Source organism: Nostoc sp., assembly GCF_036916735.1.
Lineage (GTDB): Bacteria > Cyanobacteriota > Cyanobacteriia > Cyanobacteriales > Nostocaceae > Nostoc.
This window is the reverse complement of sequence record NZ_JBALFV010000028.1, coordinates 1-18,382: the sequence shown is the minus strand read 5'-3', so window position 1 is coordinate 18,382 and position 18,382 is coordinate 1. Positions and strand designations below refer to the sequence as shown.

The window sequence follows — 18,382 nt, the reverse complement described above, 5'->3', positions numbered from 1 at the left end:
TGCCCAAGAGGAAGAAAAGATCATTTTTTCTGCTTTCTTTGCTAACTGCTATGTCTTTCCCCATACTCCACTCTTACTTAGCAATTTTGAGTTGATCGAGTCCGTCAACTACTAAAAAACTAATCTATAGGGGGAATTGCGCCCGAATTGTTCGGTTCTACCACTGTCATCAGTACACAAATAGCTATAACCTCTTAAATAGTAGTGTAATGTCTACTCTAGACGCTGTTAGTCGCTCTTGAATTAGGGGGTGAAAGCCTGTGTACCAATGGATATTGCCAAGTATGAGCGAAATCTTGGCTGAAAATCAATCAAGTGTGGCTGAATGTTCACCTGATAAAGCACAGCGGCAGTGGCGTGTCAGCCTAGCAGCGACTGAACATTTGCTCTTAAATACTTTAGCAGGTGCTTCAGTTGACACAACCCAAGGATTAGTTTTAGCTGCACCAGCACCCTTATTTAGTCAGCCAAAACTAACTCAAAGTTTACAAACAGTAACCTTTACCGCAAAACCATTTAATCCTTTGGCGCTGATGCCATTTCAGATGCCAGATACAATCGCGTCTGTAAATGAAGAAATTGCTCCCCATGAATCGGTACTTTCCTTATTACCTGCCGATCCGCTAGGTGCAGAACAGTTTTGCTTGGTTTTTACAGAAAAATTTAGTTTAGTACTGGTTTTAGCAACCCACAAAAACGGTAAAAAAGCCTTTTCATTTTCTTTTGAGCCAGAAGTCGTGCAGCAGGCTTGGCGATCGGTAGCAGCAAGGGTAATGCTAGCTAATCCAGAATTTTTTGCCTACTTGGATACATTAGTACAACAGTATTCTCCGGTAGCGCCAGATTGCCGCATCATGATTCAGTTTAGCCAGTTGTTGCTTCAGGAATTAACAGAAGCAGAAGAGACTAAGGACTCTTTACTAGCAACTGGAGACAAGGGGGAGAAGGAAGACAAGGAGAATAACTCATGCCCAATGTCCAATGTCCAATCCCCAAATCCTGATGTAGAATTGCTCCAAGCTTTCGCTCACGAAGTCCGCACACCTTTAACAACTATTCGCACCATGACTCGCCTACTGCTGAAGCGGCGAGACTTAGATGCTACTGTAATCAATCGCTTAAAAATTATCGATCACGAATGTACCGAGCAAATTGACCGCATGGAGTTGCTCTTTAAGGCAGCAGAACTAGAAACTACTGTCTCAACAAAATCGTCAAAAACTCAACTTACGCCGATGTCTTTAGATCAAGTGTTGCAGCAGAGCATTCCCCGTTGGGAACAAGCAGCGCATCGGCGGAGCTTAACTTTAAATGTTGTTTTACCCCAGCAATTACCAACTGTGGTAAGTAATCCCATGATGTTAGATCAGGTACTCACTGGTTTGATAGAAAATTTCACTCGCAGCTTACCTGCTGGTAGCCATATTCAAGTACAAGTTATTCCGGCAGGAGATCAACTTAAGTTACAATTATCCCCCCAATTCGGGTGCAAAGATTCAAGTAAAGCTGCCATACCTGCAACGCCACCAATTCGCAAAGCTTTAGGCCAATTGCTGATGTTCCAACCAGAAACGGGTACGATTAGTTTGAATATTGCTGCAACCAAGCATTTGTTTCAGGCGATCGGCGGCAAACTGATTGTGCGCCAGCGTCCACACTATGGGGAAGTTTTGACAATTTTCCTCCCCTTAGAAGTTAGCAATAAACATAAATTAGGAGCTAAAATTTAGGAGTGAAGATTTATTTACTATTTTTCAAAATTATAAATATTCACTCTAAATTAACCTAAGTTTGATAAACCTCTCCCTGCCTTGAACTTTAGTTCAATTCTATCCCTCTCCCTCTCCGACTCGGAGAGGGAGAGATTTTACATAGTATGGCAAGGGACTGGGAACTGGGGACACAACGACAACCGGTAGTTGAGCAAAGTCGAAACTCAGTGCATCGCTGGGGACTGGGTGAAAAGTCTTTTTGTGTCTAAATTTTATCATCTGTTGATGTCCTAATCACCAAGGCTGTTGCTATAACCTTCTTCTATCACTTTCCGAGCAGCTAATCTATGAAAGTTTTATTATTCGGTCAATACAGGCTTTCCTATTATAAAAAAATAGGTCTTGTATTTGTTATTAGAAAAGAATGGCGCGATGCTTACGGCGCGGCGAAGCCATCGCTTGCTATATAGAAGCTCTAGAATTCAGAAAAGACAAATGTTTTCCGAGAGTGACAAAAGAGGGATAAAGCCAGGGAGAGGTCTTTTTATTCGACTAATTTATGCAGACACAATATAACCCGTATAACTCACGTTAAATTAAACAGTAGGTGAGTAGAAATAAAACACAATAATAGATCCCCGACTTATCTGAAAAGTTGGGGATCTATTTACTAAGGATTTTATGTTTAATTAGGTTGACCTATTTTTTATCAACAGAGATAATTTATTTTCATCAAATAGACTTTATTTAACAATCTAATTAAATTTTTCCGACTTGTCATCTGTAAAAATAGATGCCAAAAATGTATATAAATTCTAGTTAAGAGCCAAGTACACATTTGTGCAAAAATAAAAAGAAAAATTATGGCAAGTTTTGAGATAATCGATAAAGAAAGCTTACGTTTAGTCAAGATAACTTTACAAAACGAAACAGTTCGTACTGAATCTGGTGCCATGTACTATATACGTGGCAATATTCAGATGCAATCTAAAGCTCCTTCAGCAGGCGGGTTTTTAAAATCCCTAGCCACGGGAGAAAACATTTTCCGTCCTACGTATACAGGTACTGGTGAATTATATTTAGAGCCTTCTTTATCGGGATATCACATATTAGAATTAGACGGTAGTGAATGGATTTTAGATAGTGGCGCTTATTGGGCTAGTGATGGCACTGTAGAAGTAGGAGTTGAACGAAACAAATTTGTATCAGGCTTAATTGGTGGCGAGGGATTGTTTCAAACAAAAGTCAAAGGCAGGGGTACAGTAGTGATGGCAGCACAGGGCCCTGTAGAAGTAATAAATTTACGAAATGACCGATTAGTTGTGGATGGAAATTTTGCCATCGCTCGCACCAGTAGTTTAAATTATCGCGTTGAAAAAGCTACCAAATCTCTTTTAGGTTCGATGACTTCTGGTGAGTTTCTCGTCAATACTTTTGAGGGGACTGGTACTGTATTGCTGGCTCCTGTACCTTATTGGCAAGTCATGATGCTCCGCCAAATTAGTGCCGCGCTACCAAAAACGTCTAGCTAACAATCTTAGTCATTGATCATTAGTCATTAGTCATTGGTCATTGATAGTAATGACTAATGACTAAAATTTTTATAACTTAAATAGGATTGCTATAGCACCATAAAGTTAACTCAGGGGATAATTGTAACTCATCACTCATTTTCTATTGCGATCGCTCTTGGGGTATCGCCAACGCTTGGGAGTTGTACTGTAAATGTGGAACCTTCATATAATTTACTTTTCACAGAAATAGAACCGCCAGATCGCACCAGCAATTGCTGTACAATTGTTAACCCCAACCCAGCACCACCATAATCTTCATTTGCTGCTGTACGCACACGATAAAATCGGTCAAAGATTCTAGGAATCTCGCTTTCGGCAATACCGATACCTGTGTCGCGGAATTCTAATTGGACATAATCGCCTTGAATTCTGGCACGCACCCATACTTCACCCCCATTAGGAGTAAACTTAATGCTGTTATGCAGCAGATTAATCACAATCTGCCTCAGCCCACCACTCACACACCAAATAGGTGGAAGTTCAGTGGGTACGGTGTAAGCTAGCATAATTCCTTTTTCTTGAGCTAGAGGTTGGTAGGTACTGACTACTCCAGGTACAATATCTGAGAGGCGCACCGACTCTAAAGCTGTTCCTTCTAAATTACGTTCTAGCTGCACCAGTTCCAACAAACCAGTAATCAGGGAATTTTGCTGATCGCACTGGGTATTTAACATCTGTAAATAACGTTGTCGCTGGGGGGATTTAAGATTAGGGGAATTCAATAATGAAAGTGCTGTCTTCATGTGCGTCAAGGGTGTACGCAGTTCTTGACACACATTTTTTAAGTATTCGTCTTTGAGTTGCTCTTTGTTTTGCAGCTCTTGATTTTGCTGCTGCAACTTGGTGGTGCGTACTGTGATGATTTGACGATTAATTTCATCTTGTCGCAGGAGTTGTTTTGCAAACAGTTGATTCATCAGTGCGCCTTGGGGCGCAGTTGGACAAATGAAATCAACAAGTATTGGAGATGATTCTGGCGTAATCGCTTGTTCGATACCATTTAATACTTGCTGAATTACTCTCCCCTCAAGAGTATTTATAATTAGCAACGGCTGATTTTTATTAGTATTTACCTTCTCCGATGTCGTCTTATTTTTGCGTTTTTTAAGTGGTCGATGAGCCAAAATTAAACTGCAAAACTGGGGCGACAACACTATCAAAAAGTTTTCCCGTCGCATTTGGCTATCTGGTGATAGGTGAACAGGGACATGATGAGGGAATGAGGAAGATGAGGGAGATGAGGAAGATGAGGGGATATTTTCTCCCCCTGCTTCCCCTGCTCCCTCATCTTCCCCTTTGTCACTCTCGTCAATCTGGCAAGTATAAATGAGACTAGACGCACTTACCGAGGATTGATAACGCGCTAATTCTGATTGCCAAATTTTTTCTGGTGGTAGCTTCACCCATAAAGTGGCTGCAATTTGCTGCTCAATTAGTAAGTCAATTTGCGCTCTTACTAGTGATAGCAGAGTAGCAGGACTGAGGGACAATGGTTTAGGAGGCGCTTGCACTCCCATAACCAGTTGATAAACAGACAGATCCTTAGCCAGAAAAACATTCATGAGTCAAGCACAACTTGGATGAAGCAAGAAATAACTGTGTCTTCGATTTTCACCTTTATGTGTGCATTTTTTACAAAATTCCAACGGAAATAAACATGAACTATAAAAAACTACACTTATAAGGGAGTTGGGAGTGGGGAATGGGCAGGGGGGACGGAAAAGAGGAATTGGGCAGGGTCCGCTTTCCAGGGGAAACTTTTCTCCCTGCTTTCCTGCTTCTTCATTCCCCTCTACCCCCTGCTTTGTGCCCCTCTCTGCCTCTTTTCAATGCCCAAACTAGGTTTGTATGTTCAGTCTTTGGTGCAAAGCGTCGCGTGCGTGTTCTCGGTCATCAAAATGGATTTTTTCGGTGCCGAGAATTTGGTAGTCTTCATGACCTTTACCAGCAAGTAACACTCCATCACCGGGTTGTGCTTGTAAAATAGCGGTACGAATTGCAGTAGCCCGATCGCAAATTACAGTTGGCTGTACTGCATCAGGAATTCCCGCTAAAATATCTTGCAAAATCCTTTCTGGGTCTTCAGTCCGGGGATTATCTGAGGTCACTACTGCCACATCAGCTAACTCAGCAGCAATTTTACCCATTTTTGGGCGCTTGGTGCGATCGCGATCGCCTCCACAACCAAACACGCAAATCACCTTACCAGGTATAAACGGGCGTGCAGCTTTCAGTAAATTTTCTAGACTATCGGGTGTGTGGGCATAATCCACAATCACGCTAATATCTTGGTCAGGATTAATTTGTACCCGTTCCATCCGTCCGGGAACTCCGGGAAACTCAGGGATGACAGACGCTACTAACTGCAAATCTAGTCCTAAGTGTAAAACTGCTCCTACAGCTGCGAGAAGATTTTCTAAATTATATTGTCCGACTAGGGGCAATTGAAAAGCTACGTCACCTTTTGGTGTATGTAATTTACCACTGACACCATTGGGCTGGTAACTTAAATCACTCATCCATAAATCAGCGCTGTTGTCGTTTACGCTGTAACTCCAAACGCGCTTAGAATCTAACGAGGCAATTAAGCGCTTCCCGTAAGAATCATCAGCATTAATTATTGCCCGCCCCTTGAGATAATTAGGGCTAAATAACAATGCTTTGGCAGCAAAGTAATCTTCCATATCGGTGTGATAATCGAGATGGTCTTGGGTAAGATTACTGAACACCGCTACCTCAAATTCACAACCCAACACTCTACCTTGGGCTAAAGCGTGGGAACTTACTTCCATCACCCCGAACTCACTACCAGCCTTTAGCGCCTCTGCTAGCTGCTGTTGCAGTTCCACTGCAAAGGGCGTAGTGTAGGCAGCAGTTTGCTCAAAACCTGCCCAACGAGTGTAGAGAGTTCCCATCAAAGCTGTAGCTAGATTAGCTTTAATCAGCAGAAATTCAATTAGATGAGTAGTTGTAGTTTTGCCATTTGTACCAGTCACACCTACCAGCTTGAGTTTTTGGCCTGGATAACTGTAAAAAGCACTGGCTATTTGGGCACAAGCTTGAGTTATGTTACTTGCACTAATGACTACCTCATTTGTGGGAGGATTTTTTTGTGCAGCTTCAGGAGAAACGATCGCAGCTACAGCCCCCGATGCGATCGCACTTTGCCAAAATTCCCCACCATCAACCCGCCCTCCTGGCATTCCAATAAACAAATCTCCCACACTACAAGCATGAGAATTCGTCTTCAAACCCTTAACTTCCACATCCTCTATCGGATGGCTAGGCAATTGTTCAACACTGTCTACCGCCGTTAATAATTCCCGCAATTTCATCTTGTGAACCTCGTCACATTCTTAATCTTGCGCTTATTCTGCATTATTTTTTTCTAATTGGCTAAATACTTACGCAACATTTGCTCCAACTGCTGAACATTAGCACGAGGAGAAGGACGCGGCAATGGTGCTTCTATAATTTCTCCCTCCGTGCCCTCTGCGCCTCTGTGGTTCGATAAATACAGTACCGGCACTTCATACTCATACGCAGCGAACCAATCTTCACGAGTCGTAATATCCCTAATTTCCAACTCGAAACTGAGATTTTGGATTTGTTCTAGCTTTTCTTGCAAGCCTTCACATAAATGACAGCCGGGTTTACTGTATAAAATTAATCGCATTTGTTAATTAATTACCATGAACACTATTTTACATATCACCAAAATCGAACAATGGGAACAAGCGAAAATCCTCGGAAGCTATCGGGGTGATACGTTAGACTCGGAAGGATTTATTCACTGTTCGACAGCAGCACAAGTTATCTGGGTGGCGAATCGTTTTTTTGTTAATCAAAAGGGTTTGGTAATTCTTTGCATTGATTCTGAACAAGTTAAAGCTGAAATCCGTTATGAAGCTGCGGAGGTAGATAATTTATTTCCTCATATTTATGGTGAGTTAAATATTGATGCTGTGTTTCAGGTTGTTGATTTTGAGGCGGAGGAGGATGGATTTTTTGTGTTGCCGAAAGAGGTTATAAATTTAGAATAACGAACCGCCAAGACGCCAAGGACGCAAAGAAAAGATGGAAGCTTTTAATGTGGGTGAATACGTTGATATTATGGCGTTGTTGTTGGATTTGCAGCTAAAGGATGAGTATCGAGATGGTGTAATGGAAAATTTTGAGAGAATTAGGGCGATCGCTAATCTTGTTAATGAGTTTCCTTTAGCTGAAGAAATTGAAGTTGCACCTATATTTGAACCATAGATGTTAAAGGGCGTTTGGGGGGCTAGGAAGGTGTTCAAAAGGGTTTGTACGGTATTCTTTATGGTATTAATTGATTTAGGAGTTAAGGTATGGATGTTGAAGAGTTGTTGAGGAGATATGCTGCTGGGGAGAGGGATTTTACTGGGGTTGACTTGGAGGGTTCTAATTTGAGTGGTTCCAATTTGAGTGGTTCAAACTTGAGTCATGCTCAACTTGCTTGGGTCAATTTGGGTGGAGCCGATTTGACTGGAGCCGATTTGACTGGAGCCGATTTGACTGGAGCCGATTTGACTGGAGCCGATTTGACTGGCAATCTCATGGACAATACTCTCTACTGTAATACCACGTTACCAGATGGCAGTATTATCGTTGAAGCTACTTGTTTTGATTGAAGAATTTGTAAAACTTAATCAAAATTTTTAGTACTAAATATTCCGCGCGTCCTAGTTCTCGATGCAGACTGCTATTACTCAAAAAGCTAAACGCGCTATCTCTTAAATATTCCAGCATGAATTTTGATTCAGCCGATGCCATAACAATATCAACTGCTATACGCGAAGGCAAAGTTAGCGCGGTGGAAGTTACTCAGGCTGCGATCGCACGAATAGCAGCGCGGGATAATCAACTTAACTGTTTTACGGCTGTGACTGCTGAGACAGCTTTAACAGATGCAGCCCGCATTGACAGGGAAATTGCCCAAGGTAATAATCCTGGAACGCTTGCTGGTGTGCCTTTTGCGGTGAAAAATCTCTTTGATATCGCTGGTTTAACGACTTTAGCGGGGTCGAAAATCAATGCAGAGAACCCAGCAGCTAGCCAAGATGCGACAGCAGTAGGAAAGCTGAAACAAGCGGGTGCTGTGCTGGTTGGCGCTTTGAATATGGATGAGTACGCCTATGGGTTTGTAACAGAAAACTCCCATTACGGTGCTACTCACAACCCCCATGATTTACAACGAGTTGCTGGTGGTTCATCGGGTGGTTCGGCGGCGGCTGTTGCTGCTGGGTTAGTACCGTTGACGCTGGGTTCAGACACTAATGGTTCAATTCGCGTTCCGGCGGCGTTATGTGGCGTTTTTGGTTTTAAGCCGACTTATGGAAGATTATCTCGTGCTGGCGTAGCTTTATTTTCTAGTAGTTTTGATCATATTGGCCCTTTTGCGCGTTCGGTGCAAGATATCGCCACGGTGTTCGATGTGCTTCAGGGAGAAGACGATCGCGATCCAATTTGCACAAAGCGTCCACCTGAATTGGTTTTACCACAACTTAATCAAGATATTTCTGATATCAGAATTGCGATCGCAGCTGATTATTTCACCAAAGGCGCAGAACCGGAAGCTTTAGCAGCAGTCCAAAAAGTAGCTGATGCAATAGAAGTCACTGAATACGTAACCATACCAGAAGCACACCGCGCCCGTGCTGCGGCGTTTGTGATTACAGCTAGTGAAGGTGCAAATCTGCATTTGGATAAATTGCGATCGCGTCCTCAAGATTTTGATTCAGCAACACGCGATCGCTTTTTAGCTGGGGCGTTAATTCCAAGTAACTGGTATATACAAGCACAACGGTTTAGGAGATGGTATCGCGATCGCGTTCGGGAAATCTTTCAAAATGTTGATGTAATTCTTGCCCCAACTACACCAATTTCCGCACCGTTAATTGGTCAACAAACCATGATTTTGGATGGGGAAGAAATTCTTGTCCGTCCTCATTTAGGATTATTTACTCAACCATTATCTTTTATTGGTTTACCTGTTTTATCAGTACCAATTCAGCGCCAAAATGCATTACCTTTAGGTGTGCAATTAATAGCAGCACCATATAATGAAGCGTTAATTTTACGGGTTGCGGCTGCATTAGAGGTAAAGGGTGTAGTTTCAGCACCAGTGATTTTCAATTGCTCATGAAGCGATCCATTTTTGCAATAATATTGCTTGCCCGAATTGTCTTGTTGGGGAGGAAAATTAAAACAACCCGCGTGATCCGTTAGCAAGAACGCAAGCGCGATATAAAAAAAGAACTGAATTCAATTTAAACGCTGTTTGAGTTCACGAATGGCAGCACTGGTATTGCGATCGTAGGCAACTTCAAAACATCTAGCAACTATATCCTGGAGGTTTATATCTGGGAAATATTGGCTTTGAGTTTGAGCAAGATATTCTGTACCTTGTAACTGATAAATACACAGTTGTTTTTTGCGGTATAGCCAGACTTCTGGTACTTGATAAGGGAGGTAATCATTCACATCAGAATAACTCGTTACATCAATTTCCAGCACCAAATCAGGAGGAGGATTAACACTCCAGTCAATTCGCTCCTTACCAGATACAGCTTCCCAATGGTCAATGTAAAAACAATAGTCTGGTTCGATTCCACTCTCCTCTGGTAATTCCATTGTCACAGGAGTAAAAGCATCGTACTCACGTCCAACATAATCCAGCAAAACTGTAATGATATTTGCAATTAAATGGGCATCACGTCCATGTTTGGGAAGAGGAGACATGAGTAAGACTTCTCCATCTTGGTATTTTATGCGAGGAATTGAATTGCCACCTCGTTGCTGACACAAACTCTGATAATCTTGCCAGGTTGCAGGCAACCGCACAACTGCTCCTACAGGTAGCTGAATTTTCTCAAGCGAGACTAATGCAAACATAGCTCAAACTTTAGAAATTGAAAGCTCAAGGTTATTTTAATTCTTTTTCTGGAGATAACACAAGTAATATAGGCAAAATAGTATTTTTTAAACTTCCTGAATTCTTGATTAGTGGAAAATAATACTACACCCTATGAAAAGCTGAGGGATAAACAACTTTCCCTTTATAATTTTTTCGATAGCTTTGCAGTGTTTTAATCATAAAAACATCCTCTGGTACTGGAAAAGGAGACTCGATTTCATAAGCAACTGAAGATTGAAAGCCAAAACGAGTATAGAAGTGGGGATGACCAAGGACAATCACTATGGCTTCTTTCTTTGCCTCTGCTATTTCTAACCCTGCTTTTATTAGTGTGCTACCAATACCTTGTCTTTGAAACTGTGGATGAACTGCCAAAGGTGCTAAACCGAGTACCTGTAGTGTTTTTTCATCCACTAAATCAATGTAGCTAAATAAAATATGACCGACTACAACATTCTCAATCTCTGCAACCAGAGAAAGTTCTGGAATATAGCGGTCAGAACGGCGAATTTCTTCTACAAGTTTAGCTTCATTTTCCTGCCCAAAGGTTAATGTATTCACCTCAGCTATTACTGTATAGTCTGGCAGAGTTTCACAACGGATATTGATCATTTTAAAACTAATTCCATAAAAACCCAGTTTGCTTGATATTCTAAAGGAATCTCTGTTTTTTCCAAATACGGCTCGATATCTTGAAAATCAAATAGGAGTTCTATACCCACTGCTTCGCTGTATCGGCTTACCAGTTTTAAGACAATACATTAGCAATACTCAATTTTTTATAAGTAAAGTTAAAGCTGTAGTTAATACAACTTAAGCTGTGGTTATAGATGCTGAAGCTGTAGTTACAAATGCTCATGATGTTATAAGTAAACTTGAAGCGGGAGTTAATACAGCTTAAGCTGTAGTTATAAATGTTGAAGCTGTAGTTAATACAGCTTAAGCTGTGGTTATAAATGTTGAAGCTGTAGTTAATACAGCTTCAGTTGTAGTTATAAATGTTGAAGCTGTAGTTAATACAGCTTAAGCTGTGGTTATAAATGTTGAAGCTGTAGTTAATACAGCTTCAGTTGTGATTATGAATGCTGAAGCTGTAATTAATACAGTCTCATGTTATCTCCAGGCGATCGCGCCAGCAAGTTACTTTGCCGTTGCTGAAGCTACTTGCGATGAAACGCCGCCTGCGGCTTTAATTAAATCGGCTCCTTTCTCGCCGATCATAATCGTGGGCGCGTTCGTATTGCCTCCGACCAGAGTTGGCATGATCGATGCATCAACAACCCGCAACCCGGTAACACCGCGTACCCGGAGTTCGGGATCGACAACCGCCATTGGGTCAGTTCCCATTTTGCAAGTGCCGACAGGATGATACCCCGTAACGCAAAATTCCCGGATGTAAACTTCGAGTGCTTCATCGCTAATCACCTCAGCACCGGGACTGATTTCCTCACCTCGAAACTGATCAAAGGCACTTGTATGAAATAATTTACGCATTATTTTAATCCCAGCAACTAGCTTTTGCACATCAGATTGACTTTGCAGAAAGTTGATCCGAATAATTGGTGGGTCTTTGGGGTCAGGCGATCGCAAACTGACACTGCCAATGTTTTGGGGATGAGTCAAACTGACTGTAACAGTGAATCCCAAACCAGAGAGGGTTTTGCCAGGAGATATCCACAGAATGGGACCGAAGAAAAACTGTAAATCTGGCGTGGCATCCAGATTACCTTCGGTATGCAAGAATAATCCGGCTTCAGCGTTACCATTACTGGTAATTGCCGGGTCTAACCCAGCAATTACCTCCTGTGCCACAGGACTGGTAATTATCTGGTGTGCCACAGGAACAAGAGAGTGGTCTTGGAGGTTTTGACCGACACCTGGCAAATCAACGACGACAGGAATCCCCATTGCTTGCAGTTGTTCTGCATTACCAATGCCGGAAAGCATCAGTAGCTTGGGCGAATCGAATCCACCAGCACTTAAAATCACTTCTTTGTTAACCCTGGCTTGGTGCAGCGTTCCCTCGTGCATATATTCCACCCCAACGGTACGGGTTCCCTCAAATAACAACCGAGTCACTAACGCTCCTGTTGTTATTGTTAAATTAGGACGCTTGAGAATTGGCATCAGGAATGCAGCAGCAGCACTGTGACGTTTACCATCCTTGACCGTCAACTGATAAATTCCTGCACCTGATTGCTGTATCCCATTGAAATCAGGATTGTGCTTATATCCGATCGCCACGGCTGCTTCTACAAATCGTTGCGATGCCACAGTAGGGGGTTGAATATCGGTGACGCTCAACTCACCATCAACCCCGTGGTATGTATCGGCACCGCGTTGCTGGTTCTCAGATTTCTTAAAATAGGGCAATACATCTTGGTAACTCCAACCAGGATTCCCCAATTCTTGCCAGTGGTCATAATCGTGATGATTGCCCCGGATATAAATCATGGAATTAATCGAACTGCTGCCACCCAAGACTTTGCCACGAGGACAAAAGATTTTGCGGTTATTCAGGTACGGTTCTGGTTCAGAGAAATATTTCCAGTCCAGTTCTGAGCGAGGTAGGTTGGGGGATTCCAACGGGATTTGAATCTCAGGTTTAGTATCTGGATTGCCAGCTTCGAGTAATAACACAGTTGTTTCACTATCTTGTGTCATCCGATTGGCAACAACGCAGCCTGCCGAACCTGCACCAATCACAATATAGTCATATTGAGTCATGACATCCTCGCTTGTAAATTCAACTACTTTAAGAACTGTAATACTAGCAATGAACGGGAGAGTGACGATGTTAGGAATCTCGCGTCATTTTAAAACCAATTCCATAAAAACCCAGTTTGCTCGATGTTCTAAAGGAATCTCTGTTTTTTCCAAATACGGCTCGATATCTTGAAAGCCAAATATCCGATAAAGTGCCTGTGCTTCCTTTGCAAAAGGGGCACTGTCTAAACGTATTTTTGAATAACCAATGTAAACAGCTTCATTGATGATAGCTTCTAATAAAGACCGACCGATTCCTTTTGAGCGAAATTCTGGTCTTACATACATTTTTTTAATTTCGCCAACATCTTCACCAATTTTTCGTAAGCAAGCGCAGCCGGCTATTTGTGCCTCGAATTGTCCCAAAAGCAAGCGTCCTGAAGGGGGTATAAATTCGTGAAGTTGAGTCATATATTGCTCAAAGAATGCATCAACATCTAAATTGATACCGAACTGATGGCTGAATATCAACTTAGTCTCGATAAAATATTCCCAAAAGAGTTTTTGTATATGAGATTTGTGTTCATCAGTCTTTACCTGGATAATTTTAAGCAAAGTTTATGCCTCCGGTAAGTAATTGAATAAGAATTGGTATAAAGAGAATTTACTTATAAGTTAATCTGTGCCAATTAAAACTCAATATTGAGATCCTACCCAAGGGTGAGAGACATTATACATCATAAATTTATGTTGCAATTACTACGGTCTATAGCTAGCGTAAAGTGGACAATTTGACAATCTTTAATACTAAAACTACTTGGCGTATAGTCATAATCTGTCCGCACGCAACACACTTGATATATGGTTCGAGAACTCGAAAGAAAACGCCAGAGTGCAAAGTTTCCCGAAACTGCACCGGCTGCTAATCCCGTATTTTTTAGAACCTATAGCCGCCGAACAAAGGCGGGACTCAGGGAAACATGGGATGAGGTATGCGATCGCACTCTACTGGGCTTAGTCGAGTTGGGAAAGCTAACTCAACAAGAAGCTGTCATACTCGATAAGATGCAGCGCAACTTGAAAGCTATGCCCAGTGGACGCTGGCTATGGGTTGGTGGAACAAACTGGATAACCAAGCCAAAGAACTTTTCCGGGGCTTATAATTGCACCTCCACCAATCTTGAAGACTGGAGTGCCTTCGGATTAATGATGGATTTGGCAATGATGGGCTGTGGTACTGGAGCCGTCTTAGAACCACAATTTATTAACCAGTTACCCCCCATCCGTAATCAACTTAATGTTACTGTACAAGGCGAAATTGGCAGCACTCCTGTGCAACAGCGACGTGAATATACTGAAACACATATAGAAGGCAATAGCGTCACTATTCACGTTGGAGATAGCCGTGAAGGTTGGGTTGAATCATATCAAGCCTTATTAGAACTCTCCACTGATGAACAATTTTCAGCAGAAGTTGAAGTATTAGTTGATATCAGCGATGTGCGAAAAGCAGGAGAAACTCTCAACGGCTTTGGAGGAGTTGCTAATCCTGTAAAATTGCCCGGACTTTATCAGTGTTGTGCTTCCATCTTGAATAAAGCTGTAGGACGGCAATTAAATTCAGTTGAATGCTGTCTATTAATAGACCAAGGTGCTGTAACAATTGTTGCAGGTAATATCCGAAGAAGCGCTGGAATGCGTCAGTTTGATTCTGGCGATGAACAAGGAGCCACCGCTAAAGATAATTTATGGCAGCAAGATGAAAGTGGCAACTGGCGAATCGATCCAGAGCGCGATGCACTCAGGATGGCAAACCATACGAGAGTTTTTCACCGCAAGCCAACCTTAGAAGAATGTCTTAACGCTGTCCGCAAACAGTATTATAGTGGCGAGGGAGCGATTCAATGGGCTGGTGAAGCCGTAGCGCGATCAAATATTGATTTGCTACCAACACAATTTGACAAAGTTGAATTTTTGCAAGCTTATCAACAAGAAACAGCAAAACAGTGGTTAAAAGAACGTTATCCAAATCTTCATGCTAATGAGTTAGAACACCGTTTGCAGCGATATGCTTTAAATCCATGCGGAGAAATAGTAGGTGCTAACTTCCATTGTGTGAGTGGTAATACCTTGCTCATCACTAGAGATGGAATGCATAAAATCAAAGATGTTGTTGGAGGTGAAATTGATATTTGGAATGGTCAAAAATGGAGCCAAGTAACACCATTTAAAACTGGTAGCGATACCTCCGGTGGGCTACGCCAACGCAAGCTGTATCGAGTTAAATTTGCAGATGGTAGTTACTTGGATGCAACCGAATATCATCGCTTCTTTGTCAAAGATAGATTCGATAAAGAATACAAAGAAGTAGAAACTAAGGATTTGATGGATGTTAGTAGATATGACATTCATACTCAGCCTTTTACTATTCAGTACGAAGATGGATTAAATATCAATCCAAGTTATGCCTATACTTTGGGAATAGCTGTAGGAGATGGAACTACAGACAAAAATGGTAATGCCATTAGACTTGATGAACAGAAAGCAGCTTTATCTGTAATTGGAAGTAAGTCTCCTGAAAGAAACTATGGCTACTTACCGACTTTTACAGATGTAACAGACTTAGGTTTTTCTGGAGAATTTTTAAAAAGTTTAAAAACAAATCCAGAGTCACTGAATGTAATTGCTAGTTGGAATCGCCAAGCAATTTTGCACTTTATCGCTGGTTTAGCAGATACCGATGGCACAAATACACATAGTAATGGCATTAGGATTTACATCTCTAATTACGAACGTGCGTATCGAGTGCAATTATTACTAACTAAATGCGGTATCCGTTCTTCTTTAAATCTCTGCGCTCATAAAGGGTCAGTAACTAACTATGGTGTTTGCAGTCAAGATTTATACTACTTGCAAATTACTGACTGTGGACAAATTCCTTGCCAGCGTTTGGATGTGAGCAAAGGATGTGACGCCAAATACAAAGGTAAATGGCAAATAGTCAGAGGTGTGGAAGAATTACCAGGTTTGCACGATACTTATTGCTTCAATGAACTAGAACATCACAAAGGAGTATTTGGTAATACCCTAACTGGCAACTGCAATTTGTCTGAGGTTCACCTCAATCAAATCGATCCACATAATTACAAAGAACAAGAAGAAGCTTTCACTGCCGGAGCACTATCTGTAGCAGCACTTTTAAATCACAAATTCCTGGAACCACGCTATCAATACAGCCGTGAATTAGACCCGATTGTGGGAGTTTCTTTTACAGGTTTATTTGATTTCTTTGTCCATGCTTTTGGTGTTGATTGGCTGCGCTGGTGGGCAGAAGGAAGACCCGCAACTCCACAAGGGTTAGCTTTCAAACGTGAGGAAGAAAAATATCTAAGTTCCTGGAGAGATATTGTACATCGGGTGGTTTGGGATTACTGCGATCGCCACAATTTCAAACGTCCAAATCGTTGTACTACAGTTCAACCAAGTGGCACTAAAGCTTTATTAACTAATGCTAGTTCAGGATGGCATCCCCCAAAAGCGCAAAGATTTATTCGCCGCATCACCTTCGGCAAAAATGACCCAGTAGCCTTAGCTTGTATTGACTACGGTTACAACGTCATTCCCTCTCAATCAGATAAAGATGAACAAGGCAATTTGCTCAACGATCCCTTTGATTCACGGGTGAGTGAATGGTTAGTAGAAATCCCTGTTTCTGTACCTTGGGCTGATTTACCAGGGGCTGATCAAATTGATGTTTCTAAGTTTTCAGTCTTAGCTCAATTTGATTTTGTCCTCCAGGTTCAACGTTGGTATGTGACTCACAACACATCAGCTACTTTAGAACTTCGCTCTGATGAAATTGAACCTTTAGGACAGCGCATCTACGAAACTATCCAGAATGATGAGGGATATATTTCAGCAGCCCTTTTAGCTCGTTTTGACGACTTGCAATCATTCCCACGTTTGCCATTTGAACCGATAGATAAACCAACCTACGATCGCTTAAATCAAGAGGTGAAAGTACGGCGCAAAACAGATGATTTTTGTGCAGTCTTAAGCCGCTACGATTTAGGCGAAATGGCAGAGGCTGGCCCTAGTGGTTGTGACTCTGATAAGTGTATGTTTCCCGATCAGCAACCAAGCTCATAAAGTGAAATAACTATCAACTGAGGGTAGACACTATTTATCTATTCCAATTAAAAGCAGTGGTTTAATGTTATATTAAATCACTGCTTTTTATCTCAACTCAAAACACAAAAATGCGCCCAGATGCAGTGACACTGAAAGAACGGACGATAGAACACACTCTTCTTTGCAAGACGCTCGCGGACTCGCTAACGCTTCTGTGCCAGACACGCAAGGGACGCTAGCGCCGGAAATAAACCAATGATAAAAAACATTACTCTCGAAAATATCACTCAAGCCGTGATTGAGCACGGTGATAAAGGCAAGACTCATGCACGCCTTTATGAGATTTATACCAGCCTGATTCGACATCTGCACGCCTTCGTGCAGGAGGTGAATCTGACGGAACAGGAGTTATCGCTCTTGCGCGATTTTCTAATTCGGGCAGATCGCTACACAAAAGAGATACCGAATGGGGAAATTCATATGCTGCTCGACTTGCTGGGAATCTCAGAGCTAGTGATTCTATTGCATAACAAGAGTAGCGCAGCTACTGAAAGTAATCAGGAGGGTCCTCTCTATGTAGCGGATGCGCCAGAACGCAACATGGGCGATCGCCTCGGAATTGATCGCGACGGCAATACGCTCTTCCTATCAGGACGCGTCTTAGACCTGAACAACAAACCAATTGCCAATGCGCTTGTTGATGTCTGGCAGTCAAATTCAAAGGGACTCTATGACGTTCATGATACATCCCAGGCAAAAGGTAACTTTCGAGGTCGTTTCAAAACCAATTCGGACGGCTCTTATGCATTTGAAACGGTTGTGCCAGTAGGGTACACTATCCCATCAAGCGGACCGTGCGGTGAGTTATTGCAGCTTTTAGGACGACATACCCAGCGAGCAGCCCATATCCATTTTAAGTTGAGTGCTGTAGGCTATATACCCCTGACTACACAAATTCATATTGATGGAGATCCGCACATCGATTCAGATACAACGTTCGCGGTCAGAACTGCCATCATTAAGCTGCAAAAACATGAGACACTCGACAAACTCAACGCATACAATCAAAGCAAACCTTTCTATACAGCTGAGTTCGACTTTGTGCTACAACCGACCGACCAACAGACAGATGTGGCTTAGAGCTTGGAAGGTAATTGGTTGTTGATTATTAGTTTTTAATGGTGAGCCAGTGTGTTGTGGAGCCAGCAGTTGCGGAGGTTGCCTGTATTATCCCTCTTTTGTTACTTTGGGGAGAGTATAATCAGGAAGGAAACCGGAAATAGTAATTAGTAGGGATGGTTACGCCACGCAGAGAAGCAGTA

At 42.1% G+C, this 18,382-nt stretch carries 15 protein-coding genes; 8 read left to right on the top strand and 7 right to left on the bottom strand.

Annotation, left to right across the window (positions count from 1 at the left end; genetic code table 11):
* The first annotated feature begins 260 nt into the window (after window positions 1-260).
* Together V7L20_RS06995 and V7L20_RS06990 are read left to right on the top strand one after the other, a co-directional pair.
* Complete coding sequence (locus V7L20_RS06995; RefSeq protein WP_334743373.1) at window positions 261-1,730, top strand: sensor histidine kinase; 1,470 nt, start codon at window positions 261-263, stop codon at window positions 1,728-1,730.
* An 845-nt stretch (window positions 1,731-2,575) separates the two neighbouring features.
* Window positions 2,576-3,244, top strand: coding sequence for an AIM24 family protein (locus V7L20_RS06990; RefSeq protein WP_334743372.1), 669 nt, complete (start codon window positions 2,576-2,578; stop codon window positions 3,242-3,244).
* Window positions 3,245-3,375: 131 nt separating this feature from the next.
* Here V7L20_RS06990 and V7L20_RS06985 read toward each other — a convergent pair whose 3' ends face one another.
* The 3 genes from V7L20_RS06985 to V7L20_RS06975 all read right to left on the bottom strand — a co-directional run bounded on the left by V7L20_RS06985 (window position 3,376) and on the right by V7L20_RS06975 (window position 6,962).
* Window positions 3,376-4,848 (bottom strand): DICT sensory domain-containing protein, encoded by a 1,473-nt coding sequence (locus tag V7L20_RS06985; RefSeq protein ID WP_334743371.1) that lies wholly within the window; start codon window positions 4,846-4,848, stop codon window positions 3,376-3,378.
* A 276-nt stretch (window positions 4,849-5,124) separates the two neighbouring features.
* Window positions 5,125-6,621: a UDP-N-acetylmuramoyl-L-alanyl-D-glutamate--2,6-diaminopimelate ligase gene (locus V7L20_RS06980; RefSeq protein ID WP_334743370.1), complete on the bottom strand. Its 1,497-nt coding sequence runs from the start codon at window positions 6,619-6,621 to the stop codon at window positions 5,125-5,127.
* A 53-nt stretch (window positions 6,622-6,674) separates the two neighbouring features.
* A complete protein-coding gene (locus V7L20_RS06975; protein WP_334743369.1) occupies window positions 6,675-6,962 on the bottom strand; it encodes a glutaredoxin family protein in 288 nt (95 codons plus the stop codon).
* A 16-nt stretch (window positions 6,963-6,978) separates the two neighbouring features.
* Between V7L20_RS06975 and V7L20_RS06970 the strand changes: the two genes are divergently transcribed.
* From V7L20_RS06970 to V7L20_RS06955, 4 genes are all read left to right on the top strand, one after another.
* Window positions 6,979-7,329 carry a DUF952 domain-containing protein gene (locus V7L20_RS06970; protein WP_334743368.1) on the top strand — a complete coding sequence of 117 codons (351 nt, stop codon included), beginning with the start codon at window positions 6,979-6,981 and terminating at the stop codon, window positions 7,327-7,329.
* A 34-nt stretch (window positions 7,330-7,363) separates the two neighbouring features.
* Window positions 7,364-7,546: a DUF4089 domain-containing protein gene (locus V7L20_RS06965; RefSeq protein WP_334743367.1), complete on the top strand. Its 183-nt coding sequence runs from the start codon at window positions 7,364-7,366 to the stop codon at window positions 7,544-7,546.
* A gap of 89 nt (window positions 7,547-7,635) precedes the next feature.
* Window positions 7,636-7,938 carry a pentapeptide repeat-containing protein gene (locus V7L20_RS06960; RefSeq protein WP_334743366.1) on the top strand — a complete coding sequence of 101 codons (303 nt, stop codon included), beginning with the start codon at window positions 7,636-7,638 and terminating at the stop codon, window positions 7,936-7,938.
* Between the two features lie 116 nt (window positions 7,939-8,054).
* Window positions 8,055-9,452: an AtzE family amidohydrolase gene (locus V7L20_RS06955; RefSeq protein ID WP_334743365.1), complete on the top strand. Its 1,398-nt coding sequence runs from the start codon at window positions 8,055-8,057 to the stop codon at window positions 9,450-9,452.
* 119 nt (window positions 9,453-9,571) lie between these two features.
* Here the strand turns inward: V7L20_RS06955 and V7L20_RS06950 are convergent, their stop codons facing one another.
* The 4 genes from V7L20_RS06950 to V7L20_RS06935 form a co-directional block, all read right to left on the bottom strand.
* Complete coding sequence (locus tag V7L20_RS06950) at window positions 9,572-10,201, bottom strand: Uma2 family endonuclease (RefSeq protein ID WP_334743364.1); 630 nt, start codon at window positions 10,199-10,201, stop codon at window positions 9,572-9,574.
* A 124-nt stretch (window positions 10,202-10,325) separates the two neighbouring features.
* A complete protein-coding gene (locus tag V7L20_RS06945) occupies window positions 10,326-10,835 on the bottom strand; it encodes a GNAT family N-acetyltransferase (protein WP_334743363.1) in 510 nt (169 codons plus the stop codon).
* A 528-nt stretch (window positions 10,836-11,363) separates the two neighbouring features.
* On the bottom strand, window positions 11,364-12,950 hold the full coding sequence (locus tag V7L20_RS06940; RefSeq protein WP_334743362.1) for a GMC family oxidoreductase: 1,587 nt from the start codon (window positions 12,948-12,950) through the stop codon (window positions 11,364-11,366).
* Between the two features lie 84 nt (window positions 12,951-13,034).
* Window positions 13,035-13,544 carry a GNAT family N-acetyltransferase gene (locus V7L20_RS06935; protein WP_334743361.1) on the bottom strand — a complete coding sequence of 170 codons (510 nt, stop codon included), beginning with the start codon at window positions 13,542-13,544 and terminating at the stop codon, window positions 13,035-13,037.
* Window positions 13,545-13,790: 246 nt separating this feature from the next.
* Between V7L20_RS06935 and nrdJ the strand changes: the two genes are divergently transcribed.
* Both nrdJ and V7L20_RS06925 read left to right on the top strand, forming a co-directional pair.
* Window positions 13,791-17,078, top strand: coding sequence for a ribonucleoside-triphosphate reductase, adenosylcobalamin-dependent (gene nrdJ, locus V7L20_RS06930; protein WP_334743360.1), 3,288 nt, complete (start codon window positions 13,791-13,793; stop codon window positions 17,076-17,078).
* Window positions 17,079-17,315: 237 nt separating this feature from the next.
* A complete protein-coding gene (locus tag V7L20_RS06925; RefSeq protein ID WP_334743359.1) occupies window positions 17,316-18,200 on the top strand; it encodes a dioxygenase family protein in 885 nt (294 codons plus the stop codon).
* Window positions 18,201-18,382: the final 182 nt, after the last annotated feature.

What these genes read in the sequence shown, in the direction of transcription:
- V7L20_RS06990 (WP_334743372.1), top strand. Translation starts at nt 2,576, where the DNA reads ATGGCAAGTTTTGAGATAATCGATAAAGAAAGCTTACGTTTAGTCAAG.
- V7L20_RS06985 (WP_334743371.1), bottom strand. Translation starts at nt 4,848, where the DNA reads ATGAATGTTTTTCTGGCTAAGGATCTGTCTGTTTATCAACTGGTTATG.
- V7L20_RS06980 (WP_334743370.1), bottom strand. Translation starts at nt 6,621, where the DNA reads ATGAAATTGCGGGAATTATTAACGGCGGTAGACAGTGTTGAACAATTG.
- V7L20_RS06975 (WP_334743369.1), bottom strand. Translation starts at nt 6,962, where the DNA reads ATGCGATTAATTTTATACAGTAAACCCGGCTGTCATTTATGTGAAGGC.
- V7L20_RS06970 (WP_334743368.1), top strand. Translation starts at nt 6,979, where the DNA reads ATGAACACTATTTTACATATCACCAAAATCGAACAATGGGAACAAGCG.
- V7L20_RS06965 (WP_334743367.1), top strand. Translation starts at nt 7,364, where the DNA reads ATGGAAGCTTTTAATGTGGGTGAATACGTTGATATTATGGCGTTGTTG.
- V7L20_RS06960 (WP_334743366.1), top strand. Translation starts at nt 7,636, where the DNA reads ATGGATGTTGAAGAGTTGTTGAGGAGATATGCTGCTGGGGAGAGGGAT.
- V7L20_RS06955 (WP_334743365.1), top strand. Translation starts at nt 8,055, where the DNA reads ATGAATTTTGATTCAGCCGATGCCATAACAATATCAACTGCTATACGC.
- V7L20_RS06950 (WP_334743364.1), bottom strand. Translation starts at nt 10,201, where the DNA reads ATGTTTGCATTAGTCTCGCTTGAGAAAATTCAGCTACCTGTAGGAGCA.
- V7L20_RS06945 (WP_334743363.1), bottom strand. Translation starts at nt 10,835, where the DNA reads ATGATCAATATCCGTTGTGAAACTCTGCCAGACTATACAGTAATAGCT.
- V7L20_RS06940 (WP_334743362.1), bottom strand. Translation starts at nt 12,950, where the DNA reads ATGACTCAATATGACTATATTGTGATTGGTGCAGGTTCGGCAGGCTGC.
- nrdJ (WP_334743360.1), top strand. Translation starts at nt 13,791, where the DNA reads ATGGTTCGAGAACTCGAAAGAAAACGCCAGAGTGCAAAGTTTCCCGAA.
- V7L20_RS06925 (WP_334743359.1), top strand. Translation starts at nt 17,316, where the DNA reads ATGATAAAAAACATTACTCTCGAAAATATCACTCAAGCCGTGATTGAG.